Annotated in this window: 7 protein-coding genes; 1 reads left to right on the top strand and 6 read right to left on the bottom strand. The window is 57.5% G+C overall.

What is annotated here, in order from left to right; genetic code table 11:
• Positions 1–408: 408 nt before the first annotated feature.
• The 5 genes from CF68_RS35045 to mdeB all read right to left on the bottom strand — a co-directional run bounded on the left by CF68_RS35045 (position 409) and on the right by mdeB (position 7,626).
• Positions 409–879, bottom strand: coding sequence for an Lrp/AsnC family transcriptional regulator (locus tag CF68_RS35045; protein WP_035828250.1), 471 nt, complete (start codon positions 877–879; stop codon positions 409–411).
• A gap of 317 nt (positions 880–1,196) precedes the next feature.
• A complete protein-coding gene (locus CF68_RS35040; RefSeq protein ID WP_161786897.1) occupies positions 1,197–2,372 on the bottom strand; it encodes a pyridoxal-phosphate dependent enzyme in 1,176 nt (391 codons plus the stop codon).
• 86 nt (positions 2,373–2,458) lie between these two features.
• Entirely contained in the window at positions 2,459–3,655 is a 1,197-nt protein-coding gene (locus tag CF68_RS35035) for a Xaa-Pro peptidase family protein (RefSeq protein ID WP_080745310.1), read from the bottom strand.
• 22 nt (positions 3,656–3,677) lie between these two features.
• Positions 3,678–4,487, bottom strand: coding sequence for an IclR family transcriptional regulator (locus tag CF68_RS35030; RefSeq protein WP_051591832.1), 810 nt, complete (start codon positions 4,485–4,487; stop codon positions 3,678–3,680).
• Positions 4,488–4,998: 511 nt separating this feature from the next.
• Positions 4,999–7,626 carry an alpha-ketoglutarate dehydrogenase gene (gene mdeB / locus CF68_RS35025; protein WP_035828245.1) on the bottom strand — a complete coding sequence of 876 codons (2,628 nt, stop codon included), beginning with the start codon at positions 7,624–7,626 and terminating at the stop codon, positions 4,999–5,001.
• A gap of 553 nt (positions 7,627–8,179) precedes the next feature.
• Between mdeB and ilvB the strand changes: the two genes are divergently transcribed.
• Positions 8,180–9,937, top strand: a complete 1,758-nt coding sequence (ilvB, locus tag CF68_RS35020) for a biosynthetic-type acetolactate synthase large subunit (RefSeq protein ID WP_035828242.1) — start codon at positions 8,180–8,182, stop codon at positions 9,935–9,937.
• Positions 9,938–10,536: 599 nt separating this feature from the next.
• Here the strand turns inward: ilvB and CF68_RS36880 are convergent.
• On the bottom strand, positions 10,537–11,550 hold the full coding sequence (locus tag CF68_RS36880; protein WP_084187610.1) for an Ldh family oxidoreductase: 1,014 nt from the start codon (positions 11,548–11,550) through the stop codon (positions 10,537–10,539).
• Between the last annotated feature and the right edge of the window lie 88 nt (positions 11,551–11,638).

Raw genomic sequence — 11,638 nt, 5'->3', positions numbered from 1 at the left:
GACGGGCTCAGATAGTGTGAACACGCCCTAGATTCGTCGCGGTGAATTCACTTTTGGCAGCGATTCACGGAAGACTGGTCCGCCTGCTGATCAGAACTATTAGAGCGCCGCTATACCGGCTCTGCAGCCCATGAAAGCGCGGGCTTTACGCCCGCTTGGGTGCGGCGAGGGGGCCTTTTCAACGCCGTGGCGGTGACATGCAGGCAACCTGCGCGGTTGGTATGCGGGCGCTGCGTAAATGGCAGCGCAAAGCCTGGCATAGGCGCCGCCACGATCCGCTACTGGCCATTCAGATGGCCAGCCTGATCCACGTTGGGCGCCTTGGGAGCGCGTGTGGCGGCGAATGGCATCTGGCATCGGATCGGGTAAGCTATCCCCGCCCCTGAGACGCCAAACGGCATCGATACCCTATCGCTTCACGGGGAGCGGAAGGGCTGTCTTATAGCGAACCTGCTTGAGGGCGAAGCTAGACCGTATCTTTTCGATACCCGCGATCGGAGTCAGTTGCTCGAGGATGAATCTCTCCAGGGCAGCCATGTCGGCAACCGCGATTCGAATCAAGTAGTCACTATCCCCCGTCATGAGATAGCACTCCATCACCTCATCGTGCTCTGCTATTCTTCGCTCAAACTCTGTCAGCGACGCTTTGCTTTGGTCTTTTAAGCTAATCGAGATGAAGACGTTAACCCCAAGCCCCAAGACGGAAGCGCTGGCAAGGGCCACATAGCGCTCAATAACGCCTGCCGCCTCCAAGGCTTTAACTCGGGCGAGACAGGGGGATGGCGATAGATGAACACGTCGCGCTAGTTCGACGTTCGTCAGAGCGCAATCTTGCTGAAGCTCATCCAGAATACGAATATCGGTGGCGTCGAGGTTCATCATCGCGTCCCTGCAAAGAAGCCTAGAATTGGCGCATATGTAATCTGAGCCAATGGAGGCTCACAAATCGGTAACGGCCAAGAGTGCTGTCAGCAGCAGCTTAGTTGCCAAGCCCAAAGCTGGGCTGTGCCTGGGACACCGCTGCTCGCACACTTTCGTCAGGCGAGCTGAAAGGAATCGAGCCGCGCATGGAAGGGAGGCGACTGGAGAACATCCGGTCTGCGACACCCTTCCACCTGCTTAGTCTGATCCTTTTGCAAGCCAGCCTGATACGACCTACATGACCGCTTATCTTGGACAGGCTCCGACGTCGAAACTTACGCCTCGACAAAACGCCGATGTAGAGCCTCCATCGTGGCCCCCAATACCTCGTCAACCCCAACCGTGGAGACAGGAATCTCGGACCATGCGGTCGTTGATTTGTCCGTGTCCTTGAGACCAGAACCAGTCGCCAAACACACAACAAGGTCCTTTGAGGAGATAACTCCTGCTTCACGGAGACGACGAACCGCTACGAACGGCATCACGCTGGCCAACTCGAGAAGCATACCCTCCTGGCCCGCAATGAGTTCTTGCAAGTTCACCAGGCCATCGTTGTCCACGGGCACGGCCACACCACTTGACTGACGCAGTGCATACAGGGCCTGGAATGCGCTCTGCGCTGCCCCTACCGAAGCGGCCAACGTATCGTATTTGACCGTCGCAGCGGGCACCATATCTGAACCATTATCAAGGGCTTGCTTCAGCGAACCATGTGCCTCGGCTGCTACGAAGCGAGGTATCTGCTGGATGACGCCAGCGTTCTTCATGTCCATGAAGCCCTGATAGATACCAGACAAGGCATCGCCATAGCAAACCGGCATCGCCATCCAATCCGGCGCACGACCAAGGTCTTGGACAATCTCGTACGCGATCGTCTTATAGCCTTCAATGCCGATTGGCGTGCTCCCGACCACCGGCGCTGAATAAGGCGAAGTCACAAACCAGTTGTGGCGTTTCACCCCAGCGGCAAGCAACGGCCAGCGCTGAGTCTTGTCAGCCATCATGATCAGATGCGCGCCTAGCTTGCGGATTTGCGTCATCATCGGACCGGCCGCGCCTTTCATCGAGACCACAACACAAGGTATCCCGGCACGAGCAGCATAGGCCGCCAATGATGCCCCAGCATTCCCTGACGATGCTGTGGCTACTACAGGCGCGCCTAGCTGTTTGGCATATGAGACCGCTACGGTGCTCACCCGATCCTTGTACGACTGCGTCGGATTCCGCGTCTCATCCTTGACGTACAGGTTTTCGATGCCAATGTATGTGCCCAAGCGCGCCGTGGCCAGGAGCGGCGTCCCGCCCTCGCCCAGCGATACCGCGTGCTCTGCGTCGACCGGTAACATATCCGCGAATTGCCACAGACCGCGAGTTCGGCGCTCTCCCGTGTTGAAGTTCCAATCGCGCACGGTGTCGGCATCGTATTGGACGCGCAGGTTGCTGGCCAACACGCCGGCGCACTCTGCACAGCCCTGCTCCCTGTAGTCCGGCGGATAGTGCGTGCCGCAGCGCAAGCACTGCAGTGACACAGCTTTACTCATGCCAGCACCCGCAGCTTGCCGTCCGTATCGTGCAGCAGCTCGATGCCGCGCTCGCGTACCACAATCGTGTTTTCGACCTGCAGCCCACACCAACCGAACTCGTAGTACGGCGTTTCGACGCACATGACCATGCCTTCCTCGATGATTTGGTCATTGCTAGGCGTCAGGTCGGGCATGTCATACCCGTCCAGGCCGATGCCATGGCCGACGTGGCTTCGCGAATAGTGCGGAATCCCGGCCGCGCGCGTTGCCTCCATTGCAATCTCGAAGACCCTAGAGGCCTTGACGCCGGGACGGATCGCCTCGAAAGCGGCCATTACGCCGTCATGAAGCGCCTTGTGGTATCGGACAATCTTGGGGTCAGGCTCCCCAAACACAGCGATTCGAGCGATATCGGCACGGTAATGTCGGTAGCGGCCACCCACGTCGAATCGGATCACATCGCCCCTGCGCAGCGCAGTATTCGAGGGATGTACATTGGGCATGGCCGACCGCGCGCCGAAGCCGATACAGCCGAGCACCGGGGTGGCGTCATGCTGAACGGTCGTGGCATGGAACGTGCGCGCCATCTCAACTTCCGTGATGCCTTCACGTGCCACTTTCAATGCGGCATCCACCGAGCGCTCTGCAATGGTGGCCACCATGCGCAGGCGCTCGATTTCCACAGGCGTCTTCACGGCGCGAATCTCGCGGAACAGCTTCGTTGCCGGCACGATCGTGGCCTGCGGCAGTTCTTGCTGGAGACGCTCCCATTGTCCCGGCATCAGGCCCATTTCGTCGATGGCGAGGGTCGCTTTGTCCAACCCCTCATTTCGCAAGCTCTTCAGCAGCGCGTTGAGACCATCCTTTTCATCGGGAAGGTCAAATAGCTCCAGCAGACGGCGGTCGGCATCAGTGATTGGACCTTCCGCCTTGTCCACGTGAAAGAAGCCGAAGCGAGTGATGTTTTTAATCCACACGTCCTCCTGGTCCACAAGCTGATCGAGCAGCGATGTGGGGGCGATGACGCGCGAGCCCTCCAAATCTTTCGCCGGCAACACGACAAACACTTGTGGCCCGCGCCGAATCCATTGCGAGAGCGCCCAGTAACCGCTTGAGTAGGTAACATTCTCAGGCGACGTGGCGATAAAGGCGTCAACGCCTTTTTCCTTGGCCATTTGGGCCAGGCGCGGTTTGTTCAGAAGGCTTTCCATTACTTGCTCACTCCGTTTGAGTTTATCTAGCTGCCGCGATACTTCTGTCGACAGCAGCGCTTTGGTCAAAGGTATTGGATGAATAGCCGAGTGCTTTGGAACATCTCAGAGCAGCACTGACGACAAGCTGTGCGATGGCGGGCCATTCCTCGGGATCCCGCTGGGCCTTCAAGAAGGCAACACTAATGGCCGCCACGGCAACTCCGTCCTTGTTGCGGATCACCGTCCCGATGGATACCACGCCAACTTCGTTCTCCTCGTCGGCAATCGCATATCCACGCCGACGAATGTTGTCGAGTTCGTTCTGCAATGCTCGCACGCCGGTGATGGAGTGCTTGGTGCGTGCCGCATAGGGACCCGGACCGAGCACAAGCGATGCCCGCTCGGCGGAAAGTTCCGCGACCAGACACTTGCCCATGGCCGTAGTGTGAGCCGGAATACGCTGCCCCGCTTCCGCACGAATCGCGATAGGACCGCTACTTTGAACGGTATGAAGGTAGACCACAGAGTTCTGCTGAATCGCGCCCAAGTAACCGTTGAGTTGATGGGTCTCAGCCAAAACCTTCAACTCGGCAGACGCCGTGATATGGAGTACGTCGCTACGTGCCGTGGCCGAACCGAGTGCCAATGCGCGATAGCCCAGGCGGTACTTGCGCGTCTCAATGACCTGATGAAGGTATCCCGCGTCGACAAGGGTATTGGCCAGCCGCTGGGCAATAGATGGGCTGATATCTAGCAGTCGAGCGAGCTCACGTATGCCTAGCGGCTCCCCACTTTCGTCAACCGCACTCAACATTTCCAAGCCGCGTCCGAGAGATTGGTTCGTTGTCATATGTTCCGATATTCGGTACAGTGTTCCTATACGTAAAACTATACGACGCACTACACCCCGTGTCAACGAAACTCCAGGATGTTTGCCGGTAGGCGTTCAGGCGATGGCCTGTGATACACATTCACGTCTTAGCGTCGGCTTCGGTAGGTGAGGCGGAGGGCCCGCCACGTAGCGCTATGGGAGACAACCTAATGCGAACCGGGCTCGCATCTACCTGCTGAGCTCTTTACGACACCTGCGGTGAAGAGCGTGAGGACAGGGAACAGGCCGATGGCCGGCCCGATCCAGCGAGTTGTGATGGATGACCCACCTGGATCCAGACTCTGGAAAGCTGGATAGCCGCTCCTGACCGACGCATCGCCATCAGCGCGCCGCGACTGAGGCCGATGTGACAACGGGCGCCACAGAAGTGCGTCGGCCAGCGAGCGCCTCTCGCTGGTTTCGCGGGGCGTTCGCTGGCCGTCTACCGGCAATATTGTGAGGATCGGGGCTTGGTCCCCATAGCGCAGAACTAGTCCAGCGAGTGCTTAGCCGCCCGGACAATCGATGCTGCATCAACGCCGAAATACTCGCGAAGAGCCCCGCGCGTATCACTTCGGCCAAAGCCATCGGTTCCCAAAGTCAGATACCGGCGATCCGTCGGCACATATTCCCGGACGCTCTCCGGCACCGCGCGGACATAGTCTGTTGCGGCAATAATCGGGCCCGCGCTCTGCTCCAGTTGCAGTTGGAGGAACGGAATTTCATTGCTCGCCTCGCCTAGGAGTTCCCGCTTGCGATGCAAGGCGCCATCACGGGCCAGCTCACTCCAACTCGTCACACTGTAGACCGAGACATTGATGCCGTCACTAGCCAGTTGCTGTGCCGCCTTAATGACTTCGGTCAGGATGGCTCCCGAGCCCATCAGGGTGACCCGCCTGGCCGAAGCTGTCGAAGACGCTGTATCGGGGCGCTGCCAATCGTCGAACTTGTAGCATCCCCGCAAGATCGCAGCCTCGACGTCGGCGGACAAGTTAGGCTGCGCATAGTTTTCATTCATCAGCGTGACGTAGTAGAAGACGTCTTGCTGCTCCAGCATCATTTCCCGAATGCCTGCGTCAACGATCACGGCCATCTCTGCCGCAAACGCGGGGTCATAGGCCTTGCAATTGGGAATGGTTGCGGCAACCAAGTGGCTGGTTCCGTCCTGGTGCTGCAAACCTTCTCCTCCCAACGTGGTACGCCCCGAGGTAGCGCCAAGCAGGAATCCGCGAGCTCGCTGGTCTGCAGCTGCCCAGATGGCATCTCCGATGCGCTGGAAGCCGAACATGGAGTAGTAAATATAGAACGGCAACATAGCGAGGCCGTGAACGCTATAGCTCGTCGCTGCAGCCGTCCAGCTGGCAATCGCGCCAGCCTCACTAATCCCCTCCTCCAAGATTTGGCCGTTGAACGCCTCTCGGTACGCCAATACCGATCCGATATCTTCCGGGTCGTACCGTTGGCCCACACTGCTGTAGATGCCCACCTGCTTGAAGAGGTTGGCCATTCCAAAGGTGCGTGCTTCATCAGCAACGATTGGCACGATGCGGGGACCCAATTCCTTGTCCTTCAGCAACTGCCCGAGCAAGCGCACGAAGGCCATCGTCGTGCTCATCTCTTTACCGTTGGCCTCAATCGCAAAACGCGCGTACGAAGCCAGCGCAGGTTTTGCAACCACACTACACTGTGTATTGCGCTTGGGCAAAGCGCCGCCCAACCCCTCCCGCCGCGACCGCATGTATCGCATCTCATCACTCTCCGCATCGGGCTTCAGGAAGGTCAGAGAGGTCGCCTGGTCGTCTGTCAGCGGAAGATTGAACCGGTTCCTGAACTCAATGAGCTGGGAATCATCGAGCTTCTTCTGCGAATGCGTGGTCATACGGCCTTGGCCTGCCGCACCCATGCCATACCCCTTCTTCGTATGAGCCAGGATGACTGTAGGCCGACCATTTCGTTCGGCCGCTTTAGCATAGGCGGCGTAGATCTTGACCAAATCGTGGCCGCCTCTCTTCAAGCGGTCGATCTGCTCGTCGGTCATACCCTGCGCCAACAAAGCAAGCTGCGGATTTTGCCCAAAGAAATGCTCACGGTTGAAACGCCCATCCTTCGCCGCGAAGGTTTGCATCTGACCGTCAACGGTGTCGCCCAAGGCCTCCGTCAAGGCACCGTTGGCGTCGCGAGCAAAGAGGCCATCCCAGTCGCTACCCCACAGCAGCTTGATAACGTTCCAACCAGCACCGGAAAACAGCCGCTCGAGTTCATCGATGATTCGGCCATTGCCCCGCACCGGACCATCCAGGCGCTGCAAGTTGCAGTTGACGACCCACACGAGGTTATCCAGTTTCTCACGGGCCGCCAATGTCAGCGCACTCATGGACTCCGGCTCATCCATTTCCCCATCGCCGAATACGCCCCAGACCGTTCGGTTGTCACACTGCAGCAGGCCGCGATGTGAAAGGTAGCGCATAAACCGTGCGTGGTAGATAGAGCTGATGGGCCCGATGCCCATCGAGCCGGTGGGAAACTGCCAGAAATCCGGCATCAGCCACGGATGCGGATAGCTGGACAAGCCACGTGCGCCGTTGCGAGGACCAACGATTTCCTGTCGATAATGAGCCAGGTCGGCTTCGGACAACCTGCCTTCGAGGAAGGCACGTGCATAGACACCCGGCGCACTATGCGCCTGAAAGAACACCAGATCGTCCGCGCGGAAAAAGTGATTGAAGCCGGTCTCAAACAGATCCGCGGCGCTCGCATAACTCGCGATGTGTCCACCCAGTTCGCCATATGCCTGGTTAGCTCGAACGACCATTGCCAGTGCATTCCAGCGCATCATAGATCCCAGTCGCTCCTCAATGGCCAAGTCGCCCGGGAACTTCGGCTGCGCGTCGACGCTGATCGTGTTCACATATGGCGTCGTTAGATTGGGCTGCCATCCGACACGTTGGTCCCGAGCCAGGCGAGCAAGCTCATCAAGGATGTACTTCCCGCGTTCAGGGCCGTATGCCTGAATCAGTCCGATGAACGCTTCGCGCCATTCGGTGGTTTCGATGGGATCGAGGTCAACTTGCTGTGCAGCGACCGCGTCCTGGAGCAGGGGTGTAGTTGGCGTATTCATAGGCAAAATTCTAGGCGGGAAATCCCAGCATGTCGTACCGTACTCGACTGCAAGTCGTTATCGGTCCAGCACAATCTGCTGCGATGTGGCTTCCTGCCAGAACGGAACAGCGGGCCTCGACACCATCAACTTCGGATTGGTTGAGCTTCAGACAAGCAGGGGCTAGCGAACGTCAGGTTAGGACCGCGCGCTCAGCGTTCGCCCTTCTCTACCAAGCCTCAAGCCCTCTGACGTCTTTTACGCTGCGTGACACTGGCTAGCGAGAGGGTCATATTGCGGATAGATGGCTTTCCGTTAGGCATGAGCGATAGGCTTCCTGAAAGTCCTCTCGACGAGTTCTCTCTACAAGCGCCCTTCTTGCGACCGCGGCGCTACTTTCGTCACGTGGTTTTGAGCGAATCAGAATATTCCACTGGCCAGCCTCGTATCGTCGGCATGACGCGCTGAGACGCTGGGCATTCACAGTCGAATTCAGCGACCAATGCTGTAACGAGCCGCCTAGAATCAACTGGGTTAGCATTGCCTTGCCCTGAAATCCAAAGACACACTCGCGATGAACCGTCCCTCTCCTGATTTTCACTCCCGCACTTCTTCGCCGTCTCGCATGATGAGTGGTGCGGAGATGATTGTAGAAGCGTTGTTGGCGGAGGGCGTACAAAGCGTTTGGGGTTATCCCGGCGGCGCCGTTCTACCGATCTACGACGCTATTGCACAGCAACCAAGCCTTCAGCATTTGCTCGTGCGTCATGAGCAAGCCGCGGTACATGCCGCGGACGGCTATGCTCGTGCAACCGGAGAAGTTGGCGTCGCTCTCGTGACATCTGGCCCCGGTGTTACCAACGCTGTGACGGGCATCGCAACGGCTTACTTTGATTCGATACCGCTGGTGATCCTGTCAGGGAATGTGCCAACCTCAATGATTGGCGAGGACGCCTTTCAAGAGTGCGATGCGGTCGGCATTACGCGTCCCATTGTGAAGCACAATTTCCTCGTGACAGACGTGACGAGCCTGCCTCAAACTTTGAAAAAGGCTTTCTACCTCGCGCGTACTGGCCGGCCCGGCCCGGTGCTGGTTGACATTCCGAAGGATATAGCCCTCAGCACAGGACCATTTCAGTACCCTGAGCGAGCTGACATTCGTTCATATCGACCTACGGTCGCTGGACATGAAGGACAAATCCGCCAGGCAGTTCGCTTGCTGAAGCGCGCTGCACGGCCCTATCTCTATATCGGTGGCGGTGTCGTGTCTGCACAAGCGAGCCCCGAGGTGAGAAAGCTGGCAGCCTTGATCGACGCGCCGGTCACCACCACGCTTATGGCGCTTGGCGCCTTCCCGGGAAAGGACATCCGGAATCTTGGCATGCCCGGCATGCATGGCACTTATGAGGCGAACCGAGCGATGCAGGAGTGCGATGTACTCCTTGCCGTCGGCGCTCGATTTGACGACCGCGTTATCGGCAACGTTGCAGACTTCTGCTCGTCCCCAAGGCAAATCATTCACATTGACATTGACCCGACAAGCATCGGTAAGCGGGTCAAACCGACAGTGCCAATCGTTGGAGATGCCCTGCGCATCTTGCAGCGCCTCATTGAGTCCTGGAGGGACAGCGAGGAGCCGTCCAGCAGCAGAACGGCTTGGTGGGAGCGCATTTCTGAATGGCGAACCAAGAACTGTCTGGCCTATACGCGGGACGGCAAGACCATAAAACCCCAATACGTGATCGAAACACTCTGCCGAATCGCACCAGAGAACGCCATTGTTTGCTCGGATGTCGGCCAGCATCAGATGTGGGCAGCACAACACTATCAGTTCGGACAGCCACGTCAATGGCTCAATTCCGGAGGGCTCGGCACCATGGGGGTAGGTCTTCCCTACGCCATGGGAGCAAAACGCGCCTTCCCCGAACGCGAGGTCATTGCCATCACGGGAGACGGCTCCATTCAGATGTGTATTCAGGAACTATCCACCTGCAAGCAGTACGAGCTGCCAGTGAAGATCGTCTCACTGAACAACGGATATCTTGGAATGGTGCGTCAGTTACAACACGTCGAGTATGAGCAGCGATATAGTCACTCATACTTGGAAGCACTACCAGACTTCGCCGCCTTGGCCAAAGCCTATGGGCATATCGGACATACTGTTTCCACTGAAGCCGACGTCGAGCCGGCTTTACGTGAGGCGCTTTCTGAGAGAAAGCGAACGGTCTTTCTCGATATTAAAGTGGACCCGACCGAAAACGTATGGCCAATGATTCGAGGCGGAGATGGTCTCGACATGATGATGTTCGGCGAACAGTCATTCAACGGCTGAGTCGTCTCTAGCGGGCGTAATCCAACTAAGCCGACGGCATCAAGAGTTTTGGGTGTTGACGTTGCCGGTTATTGCGAGGGTGATCTCGCCGTGGCATCAGCCGCACGCTTTACATGTTATTGGCACATGGCACCCACCGGGGTCGTCGTTTTTCCGCCGTATCCCGGCCTGTTTGCCTATTGTTCAGGTGAATGGGAATATGAAAATTCATTCATAGGAGTAGCAATGAATCTCGTCACGCCTTTTGGCAACGCACCCCGTAGTAACGTACGACCCTCGGACGATTCGACAAGCCGGACAGCTTCGGTCAACCCGCTAACGAACGGTGTATGTAGGAAGCCATCAGAAGTTCTTATGGAAAATTCGAGCGACCGACCCGATGTGGCAAACATTGCCTGGTTGGGGTACAACTGAGCGCGGCCAGTCATTGGCTCTTCGTGGCGCCGCGCAAAAACCGAACGCGGCCTAACGTCGAGAGCGATGAAGCAGATGGCTGCCTCGATTAGCGGTCATCTGCTCAAAGGTAGGTTGTCGCATGCTAGCTCGTTTGAGGACGACCAGCACTCGGTGGGCAGTACGTGCTCAAGAGAGGAAGCGATTCAGCCGGCGTGGTTATCGAAGCGCGACTCGGCGAGAGATTGAGCCTTCTCCCACATTGCACGGTCCACTGTCACGCATTCTTGTGCTCGCTGTTTCGTGCCTGGTAGACGTGTTCCCGACTGAGAGTCGATTGCTTCCTTCAGCCTGCCAAGCTTGTGCCAGAAATGATCCCCCGCGACCGCTGTTGGATCGAGCAGTATGCAGAAGACCCCTAACCCGTGAGGCGGGCCATAGACTGTTTGCAGGCTCTCAGTGTCGAGCGACATTGCAGAATTTGTAAAGAAAGACGCAAGCACCTCCGACATCAATCCGATGCCAAACCCCCTGGCGCCGCCTGCGGGAAGAAGAGCGCCCGCAAGAGCTTCCGACGCGTTAGTTGTTGGCTCCCCGAGAGGCGACACCGCCCAGCCCTGCGGAATAGGCTCGGACCTTTGAGCGGCCTCGCGAACATGACGCAAGTTTGCAGCGCTCGTGCACTGGTCGAACTGAAACACCATCGCGCCCCTTCCATCCGGTACTGACATGGCAATCGGATTGGTTCCAAGCACAGGCTTTGACCCGCCAGGCGCGGTAACACTGGCCGATGCATTGGTAAATGCTATCCCAATGAAACCGTTCTCAGCAATTCTTTCGGGAAAATATCCGAGAGCGGTGCAGGTGTAGGCTCTGCTGATAGCCAATACCGTGACGCCTAGAGAGGCAACGCACTCCAACGCCTCGGGTAAGCCGAGGGCAAATGCTGGTTGTGCGAACCCATCGCGTGCGTTGACTTGAATCAGGCCAGGACGAATGCGGCTCATCTTGGGAACCGCCTTGCCCACTACTCTACCGCTGAGGAGTTGCGCACAATCACGTTCAAGGTGTCCGAGTCCACAATGGGTGTTTCCTAGCTGCTCCGCACGTCTTAATGCCTTCGCAACCTCGCTAGCTGCGATCTCGGAAGCACCGTGGCGTCGCAGCGCCATCGCCATGACCCTCTCTAGAGTTTCAATAGAAACTGTTGTTGTGTTCATTAGGTTAAGTTTCCAATAGTTCGCGGATTTTCAAAGACGAATCGACTTGCGGCTCGTCTTAGGGCGTGTTCACACTAATTGGATTTAG

Source organism: Cupriavidus sp. SK-4, assembly GCF_000611125.1.
In the GTDB taxonomy this organism is placed as follows: Bacteria; Pseudomonadota; Gammaproteobacteria; order Burkholderiales; family Burkholderiaceae; genus Cupriavidus; species Cupriavidus necator.
The sequence above is the reverse complement of the archived record's forward strand: the minus strand, read 5'-3'. Positions and strand labels throughout refer to the sequence as shown.